Here is a 24,303-nt window from a genome sequence, read left to right on the forward strand (position 1 = left end):
TTATCATCTTTGGAATACGCACACTCCGTGCGCAGGCCCGTGCCAGACAGCCATAACAACCGGATTATCCGCTCCGGCAAAGGGAGGAATGGCTCGCCATTCCCCGTCAGGTAAAACAATCTCTGCGACGTCATCCGTCGCGTTCAGCGTCACCAGCCACGCATCCGAAAGCAGGATTTGCAGACAGGGTATGCCGTGTTGCCACTCTTGCGCGCTTAACGGTTGCGCGTCTTTATTCAGCCAGCGAACGTTTCCGTCGCCCTCTTCCCACCAGCGGTCGGCGGTGAGCGCGGGGATGCGCTGGCGAAGATGGATCAGCGCCGCGGTGAAATGGGTCAGCCCGCTATTCGCTTCTCCCCAGTCGAGCCAGGTCAGGGTGTTGTCCTGGCAATAGGCGTTGTTGTTGCCGTGCTGGCTGTGGCCGTGCTCATCGCCCGCCAGCAGCATCGGCGTGCCCTGCGACAACAAAAGCGTCGTCAGCAGCGCATGAACGCTGGCGCGTCGCCGCTCGATCACATCCAGACTTCCGCCTAACCCTTCTATACCATGGTTGAAGCTATGGTTATTGTTAGTCCCATCGCGATTCTCCTCGCCGTTTGCCTCATTGTGTTTCTGATTGAAACAAACGCAGTCGCGCAGCGTAAAACCGTCGTGTGCCGTCAGCAGGTTAATGGTGGCCGACGGACGTTTGCCGTCACGCTTGAAGAGATCGCTGGAGCCGGCAAAGCGACCGGCAAACTCCCCCAGCGACAGATCGCGCGTCAGCCAGAAGCGGCGGATGGCATCGCGGAAGTGGTCGTTCCACTCGGCAAACAGCGGCGGGAAATTCCCCACCTGATAACCGCCCTCTCCGATGTCCCAGGGCTCCGCGATCAGCTTAACCTTTGAGAGCACCGGGCAGTTTTTGATGGCCTCAAACAGCGGCGCCTGCTGGCTGAACGCCGGGGTGCGCCCCATCACCGGCGCCAGGTCGAAGCGAAAACCGTCCACGTGGAACGTCTCAACCCAGTATTTCAGGCACTCGTACGCGTAATGCGTAACGGCCGGATGACTGAGGTTGAGGGTGTTACCGCACCCGGTCCAGTTCTCGTAATCGCCGTCGTCCCTGATCCAATAATAGCTACGGTTATCGATTCCGCGCTGTGAGAGCGTCGGGCCGTCAAGATCGCTTTCCGCACTGTGGTTCAGCACCACGTCCAGAATGACCTCGATACCCGCCGCGTGAAGCGCCTTCACCGCATCGCGAAACTCATCCCGTGCCTTCTCCGGCTGCACCGCGTAGCGCGGGTCGAGGGCGAACATCGCCAGCGGGTTGTAGCCCCAGTAGTTGCTTAACCCAAGACGCTGTAGCCGCGGCTCGCTGGCGAAATGCGCCACGGGCAACAGCTCCAGCGCGGTGATCCCTAAGTGCTTCAGGTACGCGACCATCGTCGGATGCCCAAGCGCTTTGTAGGTGCCGCGCATCTCTTTAGGGATTGACGGGTGCAGATATGTCAGCCCTTTAACGTGGGCTTCATAAATAACGGTGTTGCCCCACGGCGTGCGCGGCGGGGCATCGTCTTCCCAGTCGTAGAGATCGTGCACCACCACGCTTTTGGGCGCGACGGGCGCGCTGTCGCGGTGGTCAGGTTCGCCGTAGCCAACGTGGAACAGCGAGTCATCTTTAAACTCACCGTCCACGCGGTGCGCGCACGGGTCAATCAGCAGCTTCGCCGGGTTAAACCAGTGCCCCTGAGAGGGCTCCCAGGGGCCGTGTACGCGAAAACCGTAGTGCATCCCCGGCCGTCCTCCGGTCAGGTAGCCATGCCAGGTATCCCCCGTGCGCGCCGGTAAATCGTAACGATGCTCGTTACCTTCCCCGTCAAACACACAGAGTTCCACCCGCTCCGCATGGGCAGAAAAGAGCGTGAAGTTCACCCCCTTTCCGTCAAAACTCGCCCCGAGCGGTTCGGGTTTACCTGCCGAGAGCTGCGTCATTCGCCCTCCCGCACCAGCCAGATGGTGCTCAGCGGCGGCAGCGTCAGGCTCAGGGAGTTCGGACGACCGTGGCTTTCAATCGCATCGCTCTGCACCAGGCCACCGTTACCCGCGTTGCTGCCGTGGTAGTGCATGGAGTCGGTATTGAGAATTTCGCGCCATTTGCCCGGCTGGTTAATGCCGAAGCGATAGTGTTCGCGCGGCACCGGCGTGAAGTTGCTGGCGACAATGATCTCGTTACCCGCCTTGTCGCGGCGCACAAAGACAAACACCGAGCGCTCGTGGTCGTCCACCACCAGCCACTCAAAGCCGTACGGATCGAAGTCCAGCTCGTGCAGCGCTTTGTGGTGGCGATAGGTCAGGTTCAGGTCACGGACCAGACGCTGTACGCCGTGGTGCCAGTTGTCCGCGCCTTCCAGCAGATGCCAGTCAAGGCTGGTATCGTGGTTCCATTCGCGCCCCTGCGCAAATTCGTTGCCCATAAACAGCAGTTTTTTGCCCGGGAAAGCAAACAGCCAGCCGTAGTAAGCGCGCAGGTTGGCAAACTTCTGCCACGCGTCCCCCGGCATGCGGTCGAGAATGGATTTCTTGCCGTGCACCACTTCATCGTGCGACAGCGGCAGCATGAAGTTTTCGGTGTAGTTGTAGAGCAGCCCGAAGGTGAGCTTATCGTGGTGATACTGACGATAAACCGGGTCGAGCTTCATGTAGTCGAGCGTGTCGTGCATCCAGCCGAGGTTCCACTTGTACCAGAAGCCCAGGCCGCCCATTGCCGGTGGACGGGAAACGCCCGGGAAGTCGGTGGACTCTTCCGCCATGGTCACGGCGCCTTCCACCTGCTCGCCGATAATGCGGTTGGTGTTGCGCAGAAACTCAATCGCTTCCAGGTTTTCACGGCCGCCATACTCGTTCGGGATCCACTCCCCCTCTTTGCGGCTGTAGTCGCGGTAGATCATCGACGCCACCGCATCCACGCGCAGGGCATCAATGCCGAAACGTTCGATCCAGTACAGCGCGTTCCCGACCAGGTAGTTCGATACTTCACGGCGACCGTAGTTATAGATCAGCGTATTCCAGTCCTGGTGATAGCCTTCGCGCGGGTCGCTGTGCTCGTACAGCTTTGTGCCGTCGAACTCTGCCAGCGCAAAATCATCCGACGGGAAGTGGCCCGGCACCCAGTCGAGGATCACGTTCAGCCCGGCGGCGTGCGCGGCATCGATGAAATAGCGGAAGTCATCGCGCGTGCCGAAGCGGCGCGTGGGCGCATACAACCCGGTTGGCTGATAGCCCCAGCTGCCGTCAAATGGGTGTTCGTTGATCGGCAGCAGCTCCAGATGGGTAAAGCCCATCCATTTGGCGTACGGCACCAGCTGGTCCGCCAGCTCGCGATAGCTCAGCCAGAAGTTGTTATCGGTGTGGCGACGCCACGAGCCGAGATGCACTTCATAGACGGAGATTGGCGCATCAAAGCGGTTGGCCTGCTTGCGCTCCTCACTCTGGACAACCTTCTCCGGCAGGCCGCAAATCAGCGAGGCGGTATTCGGGCGTAGTTCTGCCTCAAAGGCGTACGGGTCGGATTTAATGCGCAGCTTGCCGTTGGCATCGATCATCTCGAATTTGTAGAGCTGACCGTTGTGCGCGCCGGGGATAAACAGCTCCCAGATGCCGGTTTCCCGGCGCAGGCGCATGGGGTGACGACGACCGTCCCAGTAGTTGAACTGCCCGACGACGGAGACGCGCTGGGCGTTTGGCGCCCATACGGCAAAACGCGTGCCGGTGATACCGTCCATGGTATCCGCATGGGCACCCAGCGTTTCGTAGGGGCGTAAATGGGTCCCTTCGGACAGCAGCCAGGCGTCCATCTCTTTTAAGAGCGGGCCGAAGCTATAGGGATCGTCAATCAGGTTTTGCTGACCGTGCCAGATAACGGCAAGCTGATAACGAAAAGGATTTTTACGGCGGGGCATGACGCCCGAGAAGAAGCCACGCGAGTCGAGGCATTCCAGATTACCTACCTTGCGGCCGGTTTTGGGTTCGATAACCCACACTTCTGTTGCATCCGGTAACAGCGCCCGAACTTCCAGTCCGGCCTCTGTACGGTGCATCCCTAGCACAGAAAAGGGGTCGGCAAAGTGACCCGCAATAAGCGCATTAATCACGTCTCTCGAAATACGATCGGACATGGTGTTCATCCTGTTTTTTTATGTCGCCCTTTTTACGCGCTCCGGGACGACTTTTAATGTGACCTAAACGGTGCAGTTAATCCTCTCTGCTCCGCCCTACCCTCAGGTGAGAAATAAATCTTCCTTAAAGCATAGCCAACGTCGTGGGTCCTCCTGATAAAAAATAAGACATCTGCGTTTTACTCCATGTAGTACGCAAAAAAAGGGGGTGACAATCACCCCCCGTGTTTAACAAATTATTACGCCAGCTGGCGCAGCATGCGGCGCAGCGGCTCGGCTGCACCCCACAGCAGCTGATCGCCAACGGTGAACGCGGAGAGGTACTCCGGCCCCATGTTCAGCTTGCGCAGACGACCAACCGGGGTGGTCAGCGTGCCGGTAACGGCTGCCGGGGTCAGTTCGCGCATGGTGATATCGCGATCGTTTGGCACCACTTTCGCCCACGGGTTGTGTGCGGCCAGCAGCTCTTCCACGGTCGGAATAGACACATCTTTTTTCAGTTTAATGGTAAAGGCCTGGCTGTGGCAGCGCAGCGCGCCGATACGCACGCACAGACCGTCAACCGGAATGGTGTTCGCGGAGCCGAGGATTTTGTTGGTCTCAGCCTGGCCCTTCCACTCTTCGCGGGTCTGGCCGTTATCCAGCTGTTTGTCGATCCACGGGATCAGGCCACCGGCCAGCGGTACGCCAAAGTTATCCACCGGCAGCTCGCCGCTGCGGGTGAGCTGAGTGACTTTACGCTCGATGTCGAGGATGGCGGACGCCGGGTCTGCCAGCTCGGCAGCGACGCTCTGGTGCAGCTGGCCCATCTGGGTCAGCAGCTCACGCATATGACGCGCGCCGCCGCCGGAGGCCGCCTGGTAGGTCGCCACGGAGACCCACTCCACCAGATCCTGTGCGAACAGGCCGCCGAGGGACATCAGCATCAGGCTGACGGTGCAGTTACCGCCAACAAAGGTTTTCACGCCGTTGTTCAGGCCGTCGGTAATCACGCCCTGGTTAACCGGGTCAAGAATAATGATGGCATCGTCTTTCATGCGAAGCGAAGAGGCCGCATCAATCCAGTAGCCCTGCCAGCCGCTTTCACGCAGCTTCGGATAGATTTCGTTGGTATAATCGCCGCCCTGGCAGGTCACAATAATGTCGAGTGCCTTCAGCGCTTCCAGATCGTAAGCATCCTGCAACGTGCCTGTGGTACCCCCAAAGGACGGTGCAGCCTGGCCGAGCTGGGAAGTGGAGAAGAAGACCGGGCGGATGGCGTCGAAATCGCGCTCTTCAACCATGCGTTGCATGAGTACAGAGCCGACCATACCGCGCCAGCCGATAAAACCAACGTTTTTCATAGCATTTTTTTCCTGCAAGGGGTGTGTGCTGATTGTGCAAGCCAGTATTGAACTGGGATATGCTTCACATTACAAAATGCTGCCAAAGTCGCAAGCGAAATTAATCGATGATTGCCCGGCAATCAGAAAAAGTGCTAATCATCGCAATGACCACAATAAGTATCAGGGATAATTTAAGATGAGTGAAATCATTTCCGCAGCGGTTTTATTGATCCTGATTATGGATCCGCTCGGTAATCTGCCGATCTTCATGTCGGTGCTGAAGCATACCGAGCCGAAGCGCCGCCGGGCGATCATGATCCGCGAGCTGCTCATCGCCCTGCTGGTGATGTTTATCTTCCTGTTCGCCGGTGAAAAAATCCTCGCTTTCCTGAACTTACGCGCCGAAACGGTCTCCATTTCCGGCGGGATCATTTTGTTCCTGATTGCTATTAAGATGATTTTCCCGAGCGCGGAGGGCAGCAGCAGCGGCCTGCCTGCGGGTGAAGAGCCGTTTATCGTGCCGCTGGCAATTCCGCTGGTCGCCGGGCCAACGATTCTGGCGACGCTGATGCTGCTGTCGCATCAGTATCCGAATCAGATGAGCCATCTGGTGATTGCCCTGCTGATCGCCTGGGGCGGGACGTTTATTATCCTGTTGCAGTCGTCGCTGTTCCTGCGCCTGCTGGGTGAGAAAGGGGTGAACGCGCTGGAGCGCCTGATGGGGCTGATTCTGGTGATGATGGCGACGCAGATGTTCCTGGACGGGATCCGGGCATGGATGAAAGGGTAGGTAAAAGCAAAACGGTAATCTTAGATTGCCGTTTTTAGTGTTTGCCCCCTCTCCCCGTGGGAGAGGGCCGGGGTGAGGGCATCAGGCCGCAGAGGTCTTATTTTGTCGGGTGGCGGCTTCGCCTTACCCGACCTACAACAAACTCTGGTCCCGTAGGCCGGGTAAGCGTAAGCGCCACCCGGTTTTTTTACAGCGGCACGATGCCTTCCTTTGTGAGCAACCAGCGCGGCGCTTTCAGCGTATCACTGTAAAACCCCACTAAATCCTGCAACAAATCTCCTGCGACTCTTTCATCGCTTTCTGACAGCGAATGCGCTAACAGCATTTGCGTTAACAGCTGGCAATATCGCCCTAACTGATCCACTTCCGGTTCGAAGACCGGCACGTCCAGCGGCAGGTCATCCACCGTCAGGCTGGCTTTTAAATATTCCGGAACAGGTTCAAGCAGCGTAGGCTGAAGCAGTGCGAGGCAGGCTGAGAGCCGTCCGCACAGCGCCATCTTCTGGGTTGGATCGTCACATTCAACCAGCACGTCGACAAACCGCGAGCAATTATCTGCCAGTTCGGTGAAATCAGTGGTGTGATCGAATGGGGTAGTAAATAAAGTGTGAGAAAAGTTAGGGGTAGTAGTCATAAGACAGCCTCTGATGAGTAATGTGTATCCACCACTGGAGAGGCTAATCTCACGGGTGGTGGAACCAGACAGGGTTAGCCTTACCGGCCTCATCAGCTACCGGCGCGTCTTGCGACGCCCCCGCCTGGCCCACCATTGGAGTGTAGCCAAGCGCACGACACGATAACACTCGTGTCGCTGATGAGGTAGTTCAGGAGGCTAATCCTGACGCCTGATTTTGCAGGCGCGGCAAGAAGATACTGCGTTGGGGACGGGGTGACAAGAGAGGCTCTGGAAGGTGGCTCGCAAAACGAAATTTTATTTTAGGGTGTGGCCTGATGCCCTCACCCCCCCCCTCTCCCACAGGGAGAGGGAGTAAACCGGGATTAGCTCAGCAACGTAAACGCAATCATCCCGACAATCGCACCCGTCGTGCCGAGGATGGTTTCCATCAGCGTCCAGGTTTTAAGGGTTTGCGCTTCGGTTGCGCCGGTAAATTTACCGAACAGCCAGAAGCCCGCGTCGTTAACGTGAGAAACCACAATCGAGCCACCCGCGATACAGATAGAGAGCGCCGCCATCTGCGCACCGGAGTAGTTCAGCTGTTCAATCACCGGCATCACCAGACCCACGGCGGTTAAGCACGCTACGGTCGCGGAGCCCTGAATGATACGTACCGCCGCGGCCAGCACGAAACAGGTGACTGCAATCGGCAGCCCCATCCCGGTCAGCGCTTCGCCCAGCGCCGGGCCAACGCCGGAATCCACCAGCACCTGCTTGAACACGCCGCCCGCCCCGATCACCAGCAGGATAATCCCCGCCGGTTGCAGCGCGGCGCCGCAGATCTCCATCACGCGGTCTTTCGGCATGCCCTGACGCATCGCCAGGCCGTAAATTGCTACCAAACACGCCACCAGGATCGCGGTGAACGGATGACCAATAAATTCGAACCATTCGTAAGCGGTTGACCCCACCGGCACAAAGCGCGCAGCGATGGTTTTCAGGCCCACCAGCACCAGCGGCAGCAGGATCAGCGACAGGCTGAAGCCGAAGGACGGCATTTTTCCCTCGCCCAGGTGCGGCTCGGAGATGTCATCCGGAATGTGCAGCTCAACGTAACGGCTGATGAAGTTGCCCCACAGCGGACCAGCGATAATCATCCCCGGAATTGCCGCGCACAGGCCAATCAGGATCATCCAGCCAAAGTCAGCATGCATCTGGGAGGCCAGCAGCATCGGCGCAGGCCCCGGCAGCAGGAACGCCGCCGCCGCCGCCACGCCCGCAAACAGCGGAATGACCAGCTTCACGAGGTTGGTACCAGTATGCCGCGCCATGGAGAACGCCACGCTAATCAGCAGCACAACGGCCACTTCAAAGAACAGCGGCAGCGCGCAAATCAGACCGGCCAGACCAATCGCGTAGTGCGCACGGCTGTGCCCGAAGGATTTCAGCATCTTGACCGCAATCTGATCGACCGCGCCCGTCTCGTGCAAAATCTTGCCAAACATCGCGCCCAGCGCCACCACAATGGCCAGGAAGCCGAGCGTGCCGCCCATCCCTTTTTCCATCGTCGCCGCGATTTTGTCGAGCGGCATGCCGGAAAAGAGACCGGCACCAATAGAAACCACCATCAAAGCCACAAAGGCGTGCATACGCGCCTTCATCACTAAAAACAGCAGCAGCAATACGGAACCCACTGCTGTCAAAACTAGCGTTAATGTACTCAAAACTTACTGCCTTTTATTAATAACCTCGATGGTGCTGGCAACAACACCTTCCAGCGGCTGATCGATATCAACCACTAAGACATCCTGTTCGTCAGCTCCCGGCTCCTGCAACGCTTCGAACTGCGTTACCAGCATTTGGGTTTTGAAGAAGTGGCCTTTACGCGCCTTCAGGCGGCTTTCAATCACCCCGAAATCACCTTTCAGGTAGATGAAAGAGAGGTTCGGGTTGCCGTCGCGCAGCAGGTCGCGATAGGTTTTTTTCAGTGCGGAACAGACGATCAGGGAGACTTTATTGGTGCGCTGCATCGCGAACGCGGCGTCATTCAGCGCCTGCAACCATGGTTTGCGGTCGTCGTCGTTCAGCGGCTCGCCGGAAGCCATTTTCATGATGTTGCTGCGCGGATGGAGGAAGTCACCATCAAGAAACGCAGCCTGGAGTTGATGCGCCACTTCGCTCGCCACGGCAGATTTACCGCTACCGGACACGCCCATCAGGACGTAAACGTGGTGATCGTGATTAGTCGTGCTCAAAGGGTGTCCCTCAGTCAATTGTTACGGGTAACAGTTATCGGTAACATTGTCCTGCCGGGGCATATGAGAAGCAATATCCAAACGTGCGCGAAGTGAATAAGTGTGAGCTACTTCAAATTTGTCGGATTAAATAGATCCACCCGGTGACAAGGTGAAACCTAAATCTAACATTTTCGGGGTAACTGCCTCACCACGAATGCGCGCCAGCAGGCGTTCTGCGCCAATGCGGCCCATGCGTTCACGCGGGGTCAGGACGCTCGCCAGACGCGGCTCCATCACCTGGCCAATGTCGTGGCCGTGGAAGCCGGCAATCGCCATATCATCCGGGATTTTTAAACCCAGACGCTGGCACTCAAACGCGGCGCCGACCGCAAGGTCATCGTTGGTGCAGAAAATACCGTCCAGTTGCGGATACTCGCGTCGCGCCTGACGCATCAGCTCAATACCCGACGTGTAAGAAGAAGATTGCTCCACCATCACGCTGTACGGGGTTAAACCGGCGTCGAGCATCGCCTGCTCGTATCCCTTCTGTTTGATGATAGTACGTTCATCCAGACGCGCACCCAGATAGGCCACATGGCGATGACCGCGGGCGATGATCGCCGCCGTCATCTGACGCGCCGCTTCAAAGTTATCGAACCCCACGGCGATGTCGAGGCACGGCGACTGGCTGTCCATCAGTTCCACCACCGGAATGCCTGCCACTTCAATCATTTTCAGCGTGCGCGGGGTGTGAGTACGTTCCGTTAAAATCAGGCCGTCGATGTTCCAGGAAAGCATCGATTCAAGACGTTCCTCTTCCAGTTCCGGCTTGTACCCGTAGTGGGCGAGCATGGTCTGATAGCCAAACGCATCGGTGACGCTTTCAATGCCACGCAGCACTTCGGCGAATACCTGGTTGGTTAAGGAAGGAAGCAGGACGCCCACCGCACGGCTGGTCGCATTGGAGAGAATATCGGGCGCGCGGTTGGGGATATAACCCAGTTCATCAAGGGCGGCGGCAATCTTGCCACGCAACGCCACGGAAACCTGTTCCGGGTTACGTAAAAAACGGCTGACCGTCATTTTGGTCACACCGACGCGATCGGCGACATCCTGAAGTACGGGGCGTTTCTTTTTCATCGTCCTGAGAAATCTTGAAGTGAGAGATTTGCTCAGTTTATCACGGACAAAGCTCAACCTTCCCCGTTTAAAGGGAAGGTTGAGAAATTATTTAGACCGGCGGCAGGTCAAACAGCAGAATTTCACTTTCGCTGTCGGCATGCACGGAGAGCGCCTGCTCATCCCAGACTGCCAGGCCATCGGCGGTTGTCGCTTTGGTGCCGTTGATGGACACTTCACCTTTCACCACCTGGATCCACACGCGGCGGTTAGCGGCAATCTGGTGTACAGACTGTTCATCTTTCGCCAGCGCCCAGCGGTACAGCTCCATATCCTGATGCACTTTCAGGGAACCTTCACGCGCATCCGGGGACAGCACCAGCTGTTTGCCCTGTTTCGCGTCGAAGCGGCGCTGCTCGTAGCGTGGCGTGATGCCGGTCTCTTCTGGAATGATCCAGATTTGATACAGGTGCAGTTTTTCCGTTTTGCTCGGGTTGTACTCAGAGTGACGCACCCCGGTACCCGCGCTCATAATCTGGAACTCGCCCGCCGGAACCTGCTCTTTGTTGCCCATGCTGTCCTGGTGCTCAACCGCCCCTTCCAGCACATAGGTCAGGATTTCCATGTCTTTGTGCGGGTGGGTACCGAAGCCCTGGCCTGCATCAATCACGTCGTCGTTAATCACGCGCAGTGCGGAGAAGCCCATAAAGTTCGGGTCGTAGTAGTCGGCAAACGAGAATGAATGCCATGAGTCCAGCCAGCCATGATTCGCGTGACCACGTTCGTTTGCTTTGCGTAAGTAGATCATTGTTTTCACCCTCAGTTCGTTTCGATGGAGTAAGTGTGGACGCAAACGCCCTGGGATCATAGAGGGTGAAAATTGACTCCTCTGTTCAAAAATTTAGAACAAGCGCAGAGGAGCCGTTTTTGCTTATCTGGCGAGGGTTACCGTGGCAGGAGAAGCCTGTTCAAAGGCCCGCTCAAGGATTTCCAGATTGGTCAGAACGTCAGATTCCTTGACATAATTCGGCGCGCCGGTGGTGAGGGTGTCATACAGCGCATCGTAGACGCGTCCATAGTCGCCCGTTTCCGGCTTCAGCTCTTCCCTGACCGCCAGGCCCTCGTCGTTCACGTACTCCAGCACGCCCACGGAATCATCTGCCGCAAAGCCCGGTTCACCCGGCATGATATTGGCCTTCAGGCTGGTCTCCTGTTGGTCAATACCGTACTTGATAAAGGAGCCTTTCTTGCCGTGAACGATAAATTTCGGGTAGTCGATTTTCACCAGATGGCTGGTTTTTACGATGGCTTTCAGGTCGCCGTAGAACAGCTGCGCTTCAAAGGTATCGTCCGGGTTGGCCTTATTGCGCAGGCTGCGGATGTCATACGCCACGTGGTCCGGGCGGCCAAACAAGGAGATGATCTGGTCCATGGTGTGCACACCGAGACCGTAGAAAGATCCGTCCTGCGGCAGTCCGGGCTGGGTTTCCGCCACCGGGCGGTAGTAATCGAAGTGGCTTTCGATTTCCACGATCTCGCCGAGTTTGCCGCTTTCAATTGCCTTTTTTGCCGTCAGGAAGCAGCTGTCAAAGCGACGGTTCTGGTACGGCGTGACGGTCAGCCCTTTGCTTTTCGCCAGCGCGAACAGCTCCTTCGCTTCGGCGATGGTCGGGGTGAACGGCTTTTCCACCAGCACGTTTTTACCTGCTTCCAGCGCGCGTTTCGCGTAGTCAAAGTGGCTGTCGGCGTGGGTACAGACCACCACCAGCTTCACCTGCGGGTCGTTAAGCACCTCATCAAGATCGCTGGTGAAATGAATATGGGAATACTGCGGAGACTGCTCTTCTGGCTTCGCGCGGCGGCGATAGATATGGGCCACGTGCCAGGTCTCTTTTCGGTTAAGAACATACGGAAGGTGGTAACGCGTGGTGCTTTTGCCAAATCCAATAAATGCACAATGTAGTGTCATGGCTCAGTCCTTTTGGAAGGTTACTGAGTTTTACCATAGCGCATGTTTTGCCCTCACCCCAGCCCTCTCCCACAGGGAGAGGGAGAAAAAGGGCAAAAAAAAAGCCAGCGAGAAGCTGGCTAAAGTAATACTGGAAGCAATGTGAGCAATGTCGTGCTTTCAGGTTCCCGTAGGAGGTCTTCCTGAATGCAGAGCAATAATAATCATTCTCATTCGCACTTGTCCAACACTTTTTGCAAAAAATAGCGATTGACTCAACTTTTAAAGTCACTGATGTTGGAGGGGACTTTTAACTGACTGAGGAACAAGGAATGAGTGAAATAGTGATACGCCACGCTGAACCGAAAGATTACGACGCCATTCGTCAGATCCACGCCCAGCCGGAGGTGTACCACAACACGCTACAGGTTCCTCATCCTTCAATGGAAATGTGGCAAATGCGGCTAGGCGAACAGCCGGGCATTAAACAGCTGGTTGCCTGCATTGATGATATCGTGGTCGGCCACCTCACCATTGATGTCGCCCAGCGACCACGCCGCAGCCACGTTGCAGATTTCGGTATCTGCGTTGGCGCGCAGTGGCATAACCGCGGCGTGGCCAGCGCACTGATTCGCACCATGATCGATATGTGCGACAACTGGCTGCGCGTCGACCGCATCGAGTTAACGGTGTTTGTGGATAACGAACCGGCAATCGCGGTGTACAAAAAGCACGGGTTTGAGATTGAAGGCACCGGCAGGCGCTACGCCCTGCGCAACGGCGAGTATGTGGATGCGTATTATATGGCGCGTATGAAGTAGTTTGTTGCCGGGTGGCGGCTTCGCCTTACCCGGCCTACGTTCGTGCCGTTGTAGGCCCGGTAAGCGCAGCGCCACCGGGCAAAAAAATCAATACCCCGCCGTTAAATCATCCACCGAACGCGGGTCCGATGCGCCAAATAGCGCCCCGTCCGGCCCGACCATAATGCTCTGGGTGCTGCCCATCGCCTCCTTCACCGCCACCTTCTGCCCGCGCTGCTCAAGCAGCTTGAGGGTGTCCGGGCTAAAGCCCTTCTCCACGCGCAGCTCGTCCGGCAGCCACTGGTGGTGGAAACGCGGCGCATTGGTCGCTTCGGCGACGTTCATCCCAAAGTCGATACTGTTCACCACCATTTGCAGCACGGTTGTGATAATCCGGCTCCCGCCAGGGCTGCCGGTCACCAGCCAGGTTTTGCCGTCTTTCACCACGATGGTGGGCGACATGGACGACAGCGGGCGCTTCTTCGGCCCGACCGCATTCGCATCGCCGCCGACCAGGCCGTAGACGTTCGGCACGCCCGGTTTGGCAGAGAAGTCATCCATCTCGTTGTTCAGCAAAATACCGCTGTTGCCCGCCACAATCCCGGTGCCGAAAGTGGTGTTAAGCGTGTACGTCACCGCCACCGCGTTACCGTCTTTATCCACCACCGAGAAGTGGGTGGTCTGGTTACTTTCATACGGCGCCAGCTTGCCCGGGCGGATCTCGCTCGACGGCTTAGCCTTATTGATGTCGATCTCGTCGGCAATCGATTTGGCATAGGCTTTGTTGGTCAGCGCCTGCCACGGCACCTTCACGAAGTCCGGATCGCCAAGGTATTCCGAGCGGTCAGCGTAGGCGCGCTTCTCCGCCTCCGCCATCACCTGCATGGCATCGGCACTACCGAAGCCGAACTTGTGCATATCGAAGTTTTCCAGAATATTGAGGATCTGCACGATGTGAATGCCCCCGGAGGACGGCGGCGGCATGGAGAAGACCTCGTAGCCGCGATAGGTGCCGCTGATCGGCTCGCGCTCCACCGCCTTATATTCCGCCAGATCCGCTTTGGTGATCAGCCCGCCGTTCTTCTGCATCTCATCGGCAATCTGATCGGCAATCGGCCCCTTATAGAAGGCGTCCGGACCGTTTTCGGCAATCAGTTCGAGACTTTTTGCGAGGTCCTTCTGCACCAGCTTATCGCCCTTTTTCAGCGGCTCGCCGTCTTTCCAGAAGATAGCCTTGCTGTTCTCATGATTGGGAATAACTTCGCTGCCGTAGGTTTTGAGGTCGTCCGCCAGCGCGTCGTTGACGACGAAGCCGTCGCGCGCCAGCTTGATGGCTGGCTGCACCACTTTATTCAGCGGCAGCGTGCCGTATTTTTCCAGCGCCAGCGAGAAGCCCGCAACGGTGCCCGGCGTGCCGGAGGCAAGGTGCGAGGTCAGAGACTTTTTACTGTCCGGATTGCCCTGATCGTCGAGGAACATATCGCGGGAGGCCTGGTTCGGCGCCATCTCACGGAAGTCGATGGCCGTGGTTTTACCGTCTTTGGTGCGCAGCATCATAAACCCGCCGCCGCCCAGGTTCCCCGCCTGTGGATGCGTCACCGCCAGCGCATATCCCACCGCGACCGCCGCATCCACCGCGTTACCGCCCTGTTTAAGAATATCGACGCCCACCTGCGTTGCCAGCGCGTCAACCGAGGCCACCATGCCGTGCGTCGCCCGTACGGGGTGAAAAACATCCTCCTCCACGCCGTAAGAGACCGGAGGAGCGGCGGGCGGGTTGGCCGCCACGGTAAATGTGCCGCCTGCCATCAGCGCAGCGATGGCGACCCAGCGCAAAAAGGTTGGTTTCATCATTATTGTTCTCCAGGTGAAGGGGCCCATATTCCCCGCTTAAGCCTGGTTCACAACTCTTAAAAAATCATCGTTATGCCGGAATCAGGGTAAACTTAAGAGAAGCCTCAAAGGAGGAGATAACCATGAAACGATTACTGATCCTGACCGCGCTGCTTCCGTTCGCCGCGCTCGCACAGCCAATCAACACCCTGAACAACCCGAACCAGCCGGGCTACGTCATTCCGAGCCAGCAGCGTATGCAGACGGAGATGATGAGCCAGCAACAGCAGCAGAAAGGGATGCTCAATCAGCAGTTAAAAACGCAGACCCAGGTGCAGCAGCAGCACCTGCAAAACCAGATGAATACCAACACCCAGCGCGTGCAGCAGGGCCAGATGCGGGAGCAGCCGCTGCCAAACTCAAACGGTGGGATGTTAGGGGGCGGGGTGTCGCAAAGCAGCGGTCAGCAGCATATGCTGCCGACCCAGCAGAACGGCAGTATGCTTAATAAATAAAGTTCGGCCCAATCTGGTCAATCGCATCGGTACAGATGCTGTCCACGCCCCAGCGCAGCAGCTCGGCTGCACGCTGGGGTTTATTGACGGTATACACCAGGATATGCAGACCGGCCTCCTTCAACAGCGTCACGCGCACTTCATCCAGCAGCTTATGGTTGAGGTGGATCGACACGCAGCCTAAGAAGGTCGTCAGCGCGCGCCAGTCTTCTCGCCACTCATCCAGCAGCAGCCCGCGCGGCAACTCCGGTACGGCAGCCTGTGCGGCTTCCAGCGCGTCGATGTCAAAGGACGACAACAGCGGCGGGGTCATCCCTTCCCACAGCTCGCGCGCGGCGAGGGCAATCACTTTACCCGTCAGCGGCCCGGTGCCGGTGGTTGGTTTGATTTCGATGTTGGCCATCATGCCGTGTTGACGACAGCGGTCCGCCACTTCCGCCAGCAGCGGCAGCGGTTCGCCTTTAAATTCGCCGCTGTACCAGCTACCGGCATCCACCTTCAGCAGGTCACGCCACGGCAGTTCGCCCGCCACGCCCCAGCCGTTGCTGGTGCGTTCGAGATTATCGTCGTGCAGCAGGAAAATTTCGCCGTCCTTCGACAGCTTCGCGTCGAACTCGATCATCGTGTGGCCGTAGCGCGCGCCAACGTCAATTGCCGCCAGGGTGTTTTCCGGCGCCAGTTTACCGCCGCCACGGTGGGCGACGATGTGGGGGTAAGGCCAGTTGCTCATACTCGTTGTCCTGTTTCACCGTCAAATAAGTGCAGGTGATTTTCCGGCATATGCAGCCACAGCGTGCTGCCTGCCTTCGGGCGCTCCTGATGCGGCAGGCGCACCACCAGCTTTTGCTCGCCCCAGCGCCCGTGCGCCAGGTTGTCTGCGCCCAGCATCTCCAGCGTATCCATCACCAGCGGCACGCCGCCGTCCGCCTGAGACGTCAAACCAATATGCTCCGGGCGGATACCGAGAGTCATCTTACGCCCGGCGTAGCCACGATAGTACCAGTTGATCGGCAACGCCATCCCGCTTTCCAGCTCGAAGTGGGTTCCCGCCGTATTGATCCGCCCGTCCAGCAGGTTCATCGCCGGGCTGCCGATAAAGCTCGCCACAAAACGGCTGGCCGGTTTTTCGTAGACCTCCACCGGGGTGCCAATCTGCTCGGCGATGCCTTTGTTCATCACCATCACGCGCTGGGCGAGGGTCATGGCTTCAACCTGATCGTGAGTCACATAGAGGGACGTGGTTTTCAGGCGGCGATGCAGCTGCTGTAGCTCAAGGCGCATCTGCACGCGCAGTTTGGCGTCGAGGTTTGACAGCGGTTCGTCGAACAGGAATACCGCCGGGTCGCGCACGATGGCGCGCCCCATCGCCACGCGCTGACGCTGGCCGCCGGAGAGCTCGCGCGGGCGGCGCTTAAGCAGGCCGTCCAGCTCCAGAATGCGCGCGGCCTCTTTTACGCGCTCGTCGATATGACCTTTGCCCATACCGCGAATTTTCAGCCCCCAGGCCATGTTCTCTTCCACGCTCATGTGCGGATAGAGGGCGTAGTTCTGGAACACCATCGCGATACCGCGATCTTTGGGTTCCATCTCGGTGACGCGCTGGCGGTCAATCCAGATATCCCCGGACGTTACGCGCTCCAGCCCCGCCACCATACGCAGCAGGGTGGATTTTCCGCAGCCGGACGGGCCGACCATCACGATAAATTCCCCGTCCGCCACGTCGAGCGTCAGCGGCTGAATGACCTGGGTTTTACCGTCCCAGCTTTTGGTAACTGCCTGTAATTTTAAACCTGCCATCTTATTTCTCGCTATCGACCAGGCCGCGGACAAACGCGCGCTGCATGGCTAAAACAATGACTACGGGTGGGATAAGGGTGAGCAGCATCGCCGCCATCACCTGGTTCCAGAGGGTGGTGCCTTCGCCGGTGGCGATCATGCCTTTAATGCCTGCCACGGCGGTGCCGAGGTTGACGTCCTGAACGATCAGCAACGGCCACAGATACTGGTTCCAGCCGTAGATAAAGGTGATCACAAACAGCGCCGCGAGGTTGGTTTTCGACAGCGGCAGCACGATGTCGCGGAAGAAGCGCATCGGCGAGGCCCCGTCGATGCGCGCGGCTTCAATCAACTCATCCGGCAGGGTCATAAAGAACTGGCGGAACAGGAAGGTGGCGGTCGCCGAGGCCATCAGCGGCAGGGTTAAGCCCGCGTAGCTGTCGAGCATCTTCAGGTTGGCGATCACCTCCACCGTCGGGAAGATACGCACCTCTACCGGCAGCATCAGGGTGATGAAAATCATCCAGAAAAACAGGTTACGCAGCGGAAAGCGGAACCAGACGATGGCGAACGCTGAGAGCATCGACACCGTAATTTTGCCGACGGTGATGCCAAACGCCATGATGAAGCTGTTGAGCATCATCAGCCAGAACGGCGCGCTGTTGGCGCCCACGCCCTGGGTCCAGATAGTTTTCATGTTCTCGAAAAGCTGCCCGCCTGGGATCAGCGTCATCGGCGTGTCGAACACCGCTTTGGTGTCCAGCGTGGCGGCGACGAAGGCCACGTACAGTGGGAACAGGATGACGATAATCCCTAAAATCAGCATGGTATGGCTGAAAATCGTCAGCCCGCGACGGTTCTCAATCATTGGTAGCGCACCTTACTTTCGACATAGCGGAACTGCACCACCGTGAGGATGATGACGAGGAACATCAGCACCACCGACTGCGCGGCAGAAGCGGAGAGATCCAACCCCGCAAAGCCTTCGCGGTAGATCTTGTAGATCAGCGTCGTTGTCGCCTGCACCGGACCGCCTGCGGTCGCCGCGTCGATCACCGGGAAGGTATCGAAGAAGGCGTACACGAGGTTAACCACCAGTAGGAAGAAACTCACCGGGGCGATCAGCGGCAGCGACAGGCGGAAGAAGCGGCGCACCGGCCCTGCGCCGTCGATGGCGGCGGCCTCCACCAGCGAACGCGGGATAGACTGTAGCGCGGCAAAGAAAAACAGGAAGTTATAGCTGATCTGCTTCCACACCGAGGCGAACACCACCAGGAACATCGCCTGACCGCTGTTCTGAGCGTGGTTCCAGTCGTAGCCAAACTCGCCCAGGAAGTGGGTAATCAGCCCGCGCCCTGGGTTAAACAGGAAGATCCACAGCACGGCGGCCACGGCAGGAGCCACGGCGTAGGGCAGCAGCATCAGGGTCTGATACAGACGGCTGCCGCGCACCACGTAATCCACCAGCGCGGCGAAAAACAGCGACGCGACAAGACCGCTCACGGTGACCAGCGCACTGAATTTGATCGTCGTCCAGAAGGAGTCCAGGTAGTAGCTGTCGTGGAACAGCGCGGTAAAGTTGTCCAGCCCGACAAACTGGCTGGAAAGCCCGAACGGATCGACGCTTTGTACCGAGTACCACAGCGCTTCGCCCGCAGGCCAGATAAAGAAGATAACGGTGATGACCAGCTGCGGTGCGACCAACAGGTACGGCAGCCAGCGGGAACGGAACACCGGACGGGATGAGGACATTGAGATTAGGTTCCTGAACAATGCCGGGTGGCGGCTACGCCTTACCCGGCCTACAAATATTTCTCCCTCTCCCCGTGGGAGAGGGTTGGGGTGAGGGCATCAGCCCGCACGATCCCCGTAGGCCCGGATCGCTACGCGTCACCGGGCGAATCACGGATTACGATTTCGTCGACTGCTCAAAGCGGCGCAGCAGCTGATTCCCGCGCTCTACCGCAGCGTCCAGCGCCTGCTGTGGCGTTTTCTTACCGGTCCACACGCTTTCCAGCTCTTCATCCACGATGGTGCGGATCTGCGGCATGTTGCCCAGACGCAGACCCTTGGTGAACGGCAACGGCGGCTTGTTCAGCATCTGGCGCGTCGCGATGTCCGCCCCTGGGTTTTTGCTATAGAAGCCCTGCTCGCGGGTCAGGTCGTACGCGGCTTTGGTGATCGGCAGATAGCCGGTCTTCTGGTGCCACTCGGCGGCGTTTTCCGGCTTCGCCAGGAAGTCGAGGAACTCGGCCACGCCTTTGTAGGTGCCGTTGTCTTTACCCTGCATCACCCACAGGCTCGCCCCGCCGATGATGGCGTTTTGCGGCGCGCCCTTCACGTCAGCGTCGTACGGCATCATGCCCACGCCGTAGTTGAATTTGGCATAGTGACGTATATCCGCCAGCGAGCCGGACGAGGCGGTAGTAATGGCACAGTCGCCGTTGTAGAACTTCTCGGTGGATTCGTCTTTACGCCCGAAGTAGCTGAAGTCGCCCTTCTTGTTGAGTGCTTCCAGCAGCGCGATGTGCTTCACCTGCTCCGGCTTGTTGAACTCCAGCACCGCGTCGGTACCGTCGAAGCCGTTATTTTGGGTGGCAACCGGCAGCCCGTGCCAGGCGCTGAAGTTTTCAATCTGGATCCAGCCCTGCCAGCCGCTGGCGTAGCCGCACTTCATCCCCGCCGCTTTCAGCTTCGCGGTGTACTCCGCCAGATCCTGCCAGGTTTTTGGCGGCTGCTCCGGATCTAAACCGGCTTTTTTGAAGGCGTCTTTGTTGTAGTACAGCACCGGCGTGGAGCTGTTAAACGGCTGGGACAGCAGGTGGCCGGTTCTGGAATCGGTGTAATAACCGGAGACGGTCGGTACGAACTGGGATTCATCGAAGTTAATGCCCGCTTCTTTGAACACTTCATAGACCGGCTTGATGGCTTTGGAGGCCATCATGGTGGCGGTGCCCACTTCATAAACCTGTAACAGCGCAGGCGCGTTACCGGTACGGAAGGCGGCGATGCCCGCGCTCAGGCTCTGCTCGTAGTTGCCTTTGTACACCGGCACAATTTTGTAATCCGGGTGGGTGTCGTTGAAACGCTGCGCCAGGGAGTCAACCTCTTTACCCAACTCCCCTTCCATGGAATGCCAGAACGGAATGGTGGTCACAGCCATTGCGTTCGTCGCAAAAGCCAGACCCAGTGCCAGACCCAAAGCTGTGTGTCGTAACGATGTCATTGTCATCTCTCTTATTGTGCCGGATGCGCGATATCACGCGTTTTATGCTCGCGAGGTAACATGACATGCTCGAATGACAGAAAAATAACTGTTTGTTTACAGATAAGTGACAGCCAGGCGTCAGGGGGATGATGGTTGTGTGAAGGGGTTTAGTGGTTAAAAAAGCCGGGTGGCGGCTACGCCTTACCCGGCCTGGTCGATCCCTGTAGGCCCGGTAAGCGCAGCGCCACCGGGCAACACAGACGGCTTAGCCTCCGAGGTACGCACTCCGCACCGCCTCGTTCGCCAGCAGCGCGTCACCGGTATCGGAGAGCACCACGCGCCCGTTCTCCAGCACGTAGCCACGGTCGGCGAGCTTCAGCGCCTGGTTGGCGTTCTGCTCGACGAGGAAGATGGTCATCCCCTCTTTACGCAACTGCTCGATGGTGTCGAAGATCTGCTGGATAATGATCGGCGCAAGACCAAGCGACGGCTCGTCCAGCAGCAGCAGGCGCGGCTGGCTCATCAGCGCGCGGCCAATCGCCAGCATCTGCTGCTCGCCGCCGGACATGGTGCCCGCTCGCTGAATACGACGCTCCCACAGGCGCGGGAAGAGTTCGTACACCCACTTGATGCGGGTCTGGAATTCATCCCGATGGGCGAAGAAACCGCCCATCGCCAGGTTCTCTTCCACCGTCATGCGGGAGAATACGCGGCGCCCTTCCGGGACAATCGCCACCGCTTCACGCATGATCTTAGCCGTCTGCCAGTCGGTAATATCTTTGCCGTCAAACACAATCCGCCCGCTGGTGGCGCGCGGGTCGCCGCACAGGGTGCCGAGCAGCGTGGTTTTACCCGCGCCGTTGGCGCCAATCAGGGTGACGATTTCGCCCTGATTGATGTGCAGGCTGACGTCGTGCAGCGCCTGGATCTTGCCGTAGTGCGCGTTGACCTTGTCGAACGTTAACATCGCTTTTTCCATCTTATGCCTCACCAAGGTATGCGCGGATCACGTCCGGGTTGTTGCGGATCTCTTCCGGCGTGCCGTTTGCCAGCGGCGTGCCCTGGTTTACCACGTAGATACGGTCCGAAATGCCCATCACCAGCTTCATGTCATGCTCAATCAGCAGGATGGTGGTGTCGTGATGGTCGCGCAGCTCGGCAATCAGCTCGTCCAGCTCTTTGGTCTCTTTCGGATTGAGACCTGCCGCTGGTTCGTCGAGCATCAGGATCTCCGGCTGGGTCACCATGCAGCGCACGATCTCAAGGCGACGCTGATCCCCGTAAGCGAGGTTGCTCGCCTGGCGGTTGGCGTGCTGGAGCAGGCCGATACGGTCGAGCCAGGTCGCGGCGCGGTCGAGCGCCTCCTCCTGCGTGCGGCGAAAGGCCGGGGTTTTCAGCAGGCCGGAGAACAGCCCGGTTTTCAGCTGCTGATGCTGTGCCACCAGCAGGTTCTCAATCACCGTCATCTCGCGGAACAGACGCACGTGCTGGAAGGTGCGCACCACGCCCATGCGGGCAATCTGCTGGCCCGGCAGCCCTTCAAGGTGCTGGTCGCGCAGCATGATGGTGCCGCCCGTCGGCTTGTAGAAGCCGGTCAAACAGTTAAAGACCGTGGTTTTTCCCGCGCCGTTCGGGCCAATCAGGGAGACAATCTCTTTCTTGTGCAGATCCAGATTCACATTGTTGACCGCCAGCAGGCCGCCAAAGCGCATCATCAGGCCGTTAACGGATAATAAAGGCTTCATGCCTGCTCTCCTTTCGCCTGTGTGCGTTTCAGCTTCAGCTGTGGACGGGTCATCGGCAGCAGACCCTGCGGACGCCAGATCATCATCAGCACCATCAAACCACCCAGCATTAACATGCTGTATTCGTTAAAGTCGCGCATCAGCTCGCGGGAGACCACCAGCAGGATAGCCGCGAGGATCACGGCGAACTGCGAGCCCATTCCGCCGAGCACCACAATCGCCAGCACAAAGGCGGATTCGGCAAAGGTGAACGATTCCGGGCTGACGAAGCCCTGACGTGCGGCAAACAGCGTCCCGGCGAAACCGGCAAACGCGGCGCTGATGGTAAATGCGGTCAGCTTGATGCGGGTCGGGTTCAGGCCCAGGGAGCGGCAGGCGATTTCATCTTCGCGCAGCGCTTCCCAGGCGCGGCCCAGCGGCATGCGCAGCAGACGGTTGATCACGAACAGGGTAATCACCACCAGCAGCAGCGCCACCAGATAGAGCCAGATCACGCGGTCGGACGGATCGTACTTGATGCCAAAGAAATTGCTGAAGGTATCCCAGCCGCCTTCACGGGCGGTACGGCTGAACTCCAGGCCGAAGAAGGTCGGTTTCGGGATCTGGCTGATGCCGTTCGGACCGCCGGTCACTTCGGTATTGTTGAGCAGCAGAATACGGACGATTTCGCCGAAGCCTAAGGTCACAATCGCCAGATAGTCACCGCGCAGGCGCAGCACCGGGAAGCCGAGCAGGAAGCCCGCCGCGGCAGAGACCAGCCCCGCCAGCGGCAGACAGGTCCAGAAGCCGAGGCCGTAATAGTGGTTCAGCAGCGCGAAGGTGTAAGCGCCGATGGCGTAGAACCCGCCGTAGCCCAGCACCAGCAGGCCAGACAGCCCCACCACCACGTTCAGACCGAGCCCCAGAATCACGTAGATCATGGTCAGGGTGGCAATATCCACCGTCCCGCGCGAGACCATAAACGGCCACGCTACGGCAGCCACCAGCAGCGCCACCAGGAACAGCTTCTGTTTCACCGTTGTACCGTCGATCGCCGGCAGGACGAATTTCGGCCCGGAGACGTTTTTCAGCGTCTTCTGGAACAGCGGACGCAACAGCTGGAACAAGAACACCACCGCGGTGCCGATAAACACCCACTGCCAGCGGATGTCGGGAGCGGTATCCACCACCAGCTTCGTGCCGTCCAGTCCTAACTGGACGCCCATAAAGACGCCCGCCAGGACGAAGAACATGGCGGCAGAGAGCAGCGCCATCGCAAAATGCATCGGTTTCATACTTTCTCTACCTCCGGACGGCCCAGAATACCGGTAGGCATGACCAGCAGCACCAGAATCAGCAGGGCAAACGACACCACATCTTTATATTCGGTGCTCAGGTACGCCGAGGAGAGCGCTTCGGCCACGCCCAGGATCAGGCCGCCGATCATCGCGCCCGGAATGCTGCCGATGCCGCCCAGTACCGCCGCGGTGAAGGCTTTCATCCCGGCCATAAAGCCGATGTACGGGTTGATTACGCCGTAGAACTGGCCGAGCAACACGCCAGCCACCGCCGCCATCGCTGCGCCGATCACGAAGGTCAGGGCAATCACGCGGTCGGTGTTAATCCCGAGCAGGCTCGCCATCTTCAGATCTTCCGCGCAGGCGCGGCAGGCGCGTCCCATGCGGGAGTAGCGGATGAACAGGGTCAGGGCCAGCATGGCAATAAAGGTCACAACCCAGATCACCAGCTGCATGGTGGTGACAGAGGCAGAGAAGTTTTCGCTGGCCCCCACAATCCACTGGCCGTTAAACAGGCTTGGCAGCGCCACGTCGCGTGAACCTTCGGTCAGGCTGACGTAGTTTTGCAGGAAAATGGACATACCGATGGCGGAGATTAGCGCGATCAGGCGTTTGGAGCTGCGCACCGGCCGGTAGGCCACCCGTTCAATACTCCAGCCGTAGGCGCTGGCGATCACAATCGCGCCGACAAACCCGGCGGCCACCAGCAGCCAGCTGCTGTCGATGCCCATCATCATCAGCGCGGCGATAATCATAAAGGAGACGTAGCTACCGATCATGTACACCTCGCCGTGGGCGAAGTTGATCATGCCGATAATGCCGTAAACCATCGTGTAGCCGATGGCGATCAGCGCGTAGGTGCTTCCCAGCGTGACGCCGTTAAACATCTGCTGCAAGAAGTAGAGAAACTGCTCGGACATAAGAAAACCTTTTTATACCCGCCCGGTGAGCCGG

22 protein-coding genes are annotated in these 24,303 nt (G+C 58.4%); 3 read left to right on the forward strand and 19 right to left on the reverse strand.

Going from position 1 to position 24,303, the window contains the following annotated elements:
- Nucleotides 1-3 precede the first annotated feature (3 nt).
- The 3 genes from glgX to asd form a co-directional block, all read right to left on the reverse strand.
- Nucleotides 4-1,977 (reverse strand): glycogen debranching protein GlgX, encoded by a 1,974-nt coding sequence (gene glgX / locus L463_RS20290; RefSeq protein WP_032103636.1) that lies wholly within the window; start codon nt 1,975-1,977, stop codon nt 4-6.
- The gene (gene glgB / locus L463_RS20285; RefSeq protein ID WP_017693853.1) at nt 1,974-4,160 is read right to left on the reverse strand and encodes a 1,4-alpha-glucan branching enzyme; all 2,187 of its coding nucleotides are present in this window, start codon (nt 4,158-4,160) and stop codon (nt 1,974-1,976) included. Before glgB ends, glgX begins: the two co-directional genes overlap by 4 nt.
- Before the next feature lie 239 nt (nt 4,161-4,399).
- The gene (asd, locus tag L463_RS20280; RefSeq protein WP_032103637.1) at nt 4,400-5,503 is read right to left on the reverse strand and encodes an aspartate-semialdehyde dehydrogenase; all 1,104 of its coding nucleotides are present in this window, start codon (nt 5,501-5,503) and stop codon (nt 4,400-4,402) included.
- Between the two features lie 178 nt (nt 5,504-5,681).
- On the opposite strand from asd, the gene yhgN reads away from it, so the two are divergent.
- Nucleotides 5,682-6,275: an NAAT family transporter YhgN gene (yhgN, locus tag L463_RS20275; RefSeq protein ID WP_003861574.1), complete on the forward strand. Its 594-nt coding sequence runs from the start codon at nt 5,682-5,684 to the stop codon at nt 6,273-6,275.
- Nucleotides 6,276-6,462: 187 nt separating this feature from the next.
- On the opposite strand, the gene L463_RS20270 is transcribed toward yhgN, so the two are convergent.
- The 6 genes from L463_RS20270 to L463_RS20245 form a co-directional block, all read right to left on the reverse strand.
- On the reverse strand, nt 6,463-6,909 hold the full coding sequence (locus L463_RS20270) for a hypothetical protein (RefSeq protein ID WP_017693852.1): 447 nt from the start codon (nt 6,907-6,909) through the stop codon (nt 6,463-6,465).
- Between the two features lie 365 nt (nt 6,910-7,274).
- Complete coding sequence (gene gntU, locus L463_RS20265) at nt 7,275-8,615, reverse strand: gluconate transporter (protein WP_023295539.1); 1,341 nt, start codon at nt 8,613-8,615, stop codon at nt 7,275-7,277.
- A 3-nt stretch (nt 8,616-8,618) separates the two neighbouring features.
- On the reverse strand, nt 8,619-9,146 hold the full coding sequence (gene gntK, locus L463_RS20260; protein WP_003861569.1) for a gluconokinase: 528 nt from the start codon (nt 9,144-9,146) through the stop codon (nt 8,619-8,621).
- Between the two features lie 126 nt (nt 9,147-9,272).
- The gene (gntR, locus tag L463_RS20255) at nt 9,273-10,268 is read right to left on the reverse strand and encodes a gluconate operon transcriptional repressor GntR (protein WP_003861567.1); all 996 of its coding nucleotides are present in this window, start codon (nt 10,266-10,268) and stop codon (nt 9,273-9,275) included.
- Between the two features lie 91 nt (nt 10,269-10,359).
- Nucleotides 10,360-11,055: a pirin family protein gene (locus tag L463_RS20250; RefSeq protein ID WP_003861565.1), complete on the reverse strand. Its 696-nt coding sequence runs from the start codon at nt 11,053-11,055 to the stop codon at nt 10,360-10,362.
- Between the two features lie 123 nt (nt 11,056-11,178).
- Nucleotides 11,179-12,216, reverse strand: coding sequence for an oxidoreductase (locus L463_RS20245; protein WP_017693850.1), 1,038 nt, complete (start codon nt 12,214-12,216; stop codon nt 11,179-11,181).
- A 311-nt stretch (nt 12,217-12,527) separates the two neighbouring features.
- Here L463_RS20245 and yhhY point away from each other — a divergent pair, with 311 nt between their 5' ends.
- Nucleotides 12,528-13,016: an N-acetyltransferase gene (gene yhhY / locus L463_RS20240; protein ID WP_015571463.1), complete on the forward strand. Its 489-nt coding sequence runs from the start codon at nt 12,528-12,530 to the stop codon at nt 13,014-13,016.
- Between the two features lie 87 nt (nt 13,017-13,103).
- Here yhhY and ggt read toward each other — a convergent pair whose 3' ends face one another.
- Nucleotides 13,104-14,849 (reverse strand): gamma-glutamyltransferase, encoded by a 1,746-nt coding sequence (gene ggt / locus L463_RS20235; RefSeq protein WP_015571464.1) that lies wholly within the window; start codon nt 14,847-14,849, stop codon nt 13,104-13,106.
- A 122-nt stretch (nt 14,850-14,971) separates the two neighbouring features.
- Between ggt and L463_RS20230 the strand changes: the two genes are divergently transcribed.
- Nucleotides 14,972-15,343 (forward strand): DUF2756 family protein, encoded by a 372-nt coding sequence (locus L463_RS20230; RefSeq protein ID WP_017384131.1) that lies wholly within the window; start codon nt 14,972-14,974, stop codon nt 15,341-15,343.
- Here L463_RS20230 and ugpQ read toward each other — a convergent pair.
- From ugpQ to livH, 9 genes are all read right to left on the reverse strand, one after another.
- Nucleotides 15,333-16,073 (reverse strand): glycerophosphodiester phosphodiesterase, encoded by a 741-nt coding sequence (gene ugpQ / locus L463_RS20225; protein WP_017693848.1) that lies wholly within the window; start codon nt 16,071-16,073, stop codon nt 15,333-15,335. The genes L463_RS20230 and ugpQ overlap by 11 nt on opposite strands.
- A complete protein-coding gene (locus L463_RS20220; RefSeq protein ID WP_015571467.1) occupies nt 16,070-17,140 on the reverse strand; it encodes a sn-glycerol-3-phosphate import ATP-binding protein UgpC in 1,071 nt (356 codons plus the stop codon). Before L463_RS20220 ends, ugpQ begins: the two co-directional genes overlap by 4 nt.
- Before the next feature lies 1 nt (nt 17,141).
- Nucleotides 17,142-17,987 (reverse strand): sn-glycerol-3-phosphate ABC transporter permease UgpE, encoded by an 846-nt coding sequence (gene ugpE, locus L463_RS20215; protein WP_017693847.1) that lies wholly within the window; start codon nt 17,985-17,987, stop codon nt 17,142-17,144.
- Nucleotides 17,984-18,871, reverse strand: a complete 888-nt coding sequence (gene ugpA / locus L463_RS20210) for a sn-glycerol-3-phosphate ABC transporter permease UgpA (RefSeq protein ID WP_003861551.1) — start codon at nt 18,869-18,871, stop codon at nt 17,984-17,986. The genes ugpE and ugpA overlap by 4 nt, the downstream gene beginning before the upstream one ends.
- A 157-nt stretch (nt 18,872-19,028) precedes the next feature.
- Nucleotides 19,029-20,345 carry a sn-glycerol-3-phosphate ABC transporter substrate-binding protein UgpB gene (gene ugpB / locus L463_RS20205; RefSeq protein WP_023304564.1) on the reverse strand — a complete coding sequence of 439 codons (1,317 nt, stop codon included), beginning with the start codon at nt 20,343-20,345 and terminating at the stop codon, nt 19,029-19,031.
- Nucleotides 20,346-20,592: 247 nt separating this feature from the next.
- Nucleotides 20,593-21,306, reverse strand: coding sequence for a high-affinity branched-chain amino acid ABC transporter ATP-binding protein LivF (livF, locus tag L463_RS20200; protein WP_015571469.1), 714 nt, complete (start codon nt 21,304-21,306; stop codon nt 20,593-20,595).
- Nucleotide 21,307: 1 nt separating this feature from the next.
- Nucleotides 21,308-22,072, reverse strand: coding sequence for a high-affinity branched-chain amino acid ABC transporter ATP-binding protein LivG (livG, locus tag L463_RS20195; protein ID WP_003861544.1), 765 nt, complete (start codon nt 22,070-22,072; stop codon nt 21,308-21,310).
- The gene (locus tag L463_RS20190) at nt 22,069-23,346 is read right to left on the reverse strand and encodes a high-affinity branched-chain amino acid ABC transporter permease LivM (protein ID WP_003861542.1); all 1,278 of its coding nucleotides are present in this window, start codon (nt 23,344-23,346) and stop codon (nt 22,069-22,071) included. Before L463_RS20190 ends, livG begins: the two co-directional genes overlap by 4 nt.
- The gene (gene livH, locus L463_RS20185; RefSeq protein ID WP_003861540.1) at nt 23,343-24,269 is read right to left on the reverse strand and encodes a high-affinity branched-chain amino acid ABC transporter permease LivH; all 927 of its coding nucleotides are present in this window, start codon (nt 24,267-24,269) and stop codon (nt 23,343-23,345) included. The genes L463_RS20190 and livH overlap by 4 nt, the downstream gene beginning before the upstream one ends.
- Nucleotides 24,270-24,303: the final 34 nt, after the last annotated feature.

This window comes from Enterobacter sp. BIDMC 27 (genome assembly GCF_000534415.1).
GTDB classification, from domain to species: domain Bacteria; phylum Pseudomonadota; class Gammaproteobacteria; order Enterobacterales; family Enterobacteriaceae; genus Enterobacter; species Enterobacter hormaechei_C.

What these genes read in the sequence shown, in the direction of transcription:
- glgX (WP_032103636.1), bottom strand. Translation starts at nt 1,977, where the DNA reads ATGACGCAGCTCTCGGCAGGTAAACCCGAACCGCTCGGGGCGAGTTTT.
- glgB (WP_017693853.1), bottom strand. Translation starts at nt 4,160, where the DNA reads ATGTCCGATCGTATTTCGAGAGACGTGATTAATGCGCTTATTGCGGGT.
- asd (WP_032103637.1), bottom strand. Translation starts at nt 5,503, where the DNA reads ATGAAAAACGTTGGTTTTATCGGCTGGCGCGGTATGGTCGGCTCTGTA.
- yhgN (WP_003861574.1), top strand. Translation starts at nt 5,682, where the DNA reads ATGAGTGAAATCATTTCCGCAGCGGTTTTATTGATCCTGATTATGGAT.
- L463_RS20270 (WP_017693852.1), bottom strand. Translation starts at nt 6,909, where the DNA reads ATGACTACTACCCCTAACTTTTCTCACACTTTATTTACTACCCCATTC.
- gntR (WP_003861567.1), bottom strand. Translation starts at nt 10,268, where the DNA reads ATGAAAAAGAAACGCCCCGTACTTCAGGATGTCGCCGATCGCGTCGGT.
- L463_RS20250 (WP_003861565.1), bottom strand. Translation starts at nt 11,055, where the DNA reads ATGATCTACTTACGCAAAGCAAACGAACGTGGTCACGCGAATCATGGC.
- L463_RS20245 (WP_017693850.1), bottom strand. Translation starts at nt 12,216, where the DNA reads ATGACACTACATTGTGCATTTATTGGATTTGGCAAAAGCACCACGCGT.
- yhhY (WP_015571463.1), top strand. Translation starts at nt 12,528, where the DNA reads ATGAGTGAAATAGTGATACGCCACGCTGAACCGAAAGATTACGACGCC.
- ggt (WP_015571464.1), bottom strand. Translation starts at nt 14,849, where the DNA reads ATGATGAAACCAACCTTTTTGCGCTGGGTCGCCATCGCTGCGCTGATG.
- L463_RS20230 (WP_017384131.1), top strand. Translation starts at nt 14,972, where the DNA reads ATGAAACGATTACTGATCCTGACCGCGCTGCTTCCGTTCGCCGCGCTC.
- ugpQ (WP_017693848.1), bottom strand. Translation starts at nt 16,073, where the DNA reads ATGAGCAACTGGCCTTACCCCCACATCGTCGCCCACCGTGGCGGCGGT.
- L463_RS20220 (WP_015571467.1), bottom strand. Translation starts at nt 17,140, where the DNA reads ATGGCAGGTTTAAAATTACAGGCAGTTACCAAAAGCTGGGACGGTAAA.
- ugpE (WP_017693847.1), bottom strand. Translation starts at nt 17,987, where the DNA reads ATGATTGAGAACCGTCGCGGGCTGACGATTTTCAGCCATACCATGCTG.
- ugpA (WP_003861551.1), bottom strand. Translation starts at nt 18,871, where the DNA reads ATGTCCTCATCCCGTCCGGTGTTCCGTTCCCGCTGGCTGCCGTACCTG.
- ugpB (WP_023304564.1), bottom strand. Translation starts at nt 20,345, where the DNA reads ATGACATCGTTACGACACACAGCTTTGGGTCTGGCACTGGGTCTGGCT.
- livF (WP_015571469.1), bottom strand. Translation starts at nt 21,306, where the DNA reads ATGGAAAAAGCGATGTTAACGTTCGACAAGGTCAACGCGCACTACGGC.
- livG (WP_003861544.1), bottom strand. Translation starts at nt 22,072, where the DNA reads ATGAAGCCTTTATTATCCGTTAACGGCCTGATGATGCGCTTTGGCGGC.
- L463_RS20190 (WP_003861542.1), bottom strand. Translation starts at nt 23,346, where the DNA reads ATGAAACCGATGCATTTTGCGATGGCGCTGCTCTCTGCCGCCATGTTC.
- livH (WP_003861540.1), bottom strand. Translation starts at nt 24,269, where the DNA reads ATGTCCGAGCAGTTTCTCTACTTCTTGCAGCAGATGTTTAACGGCGTC.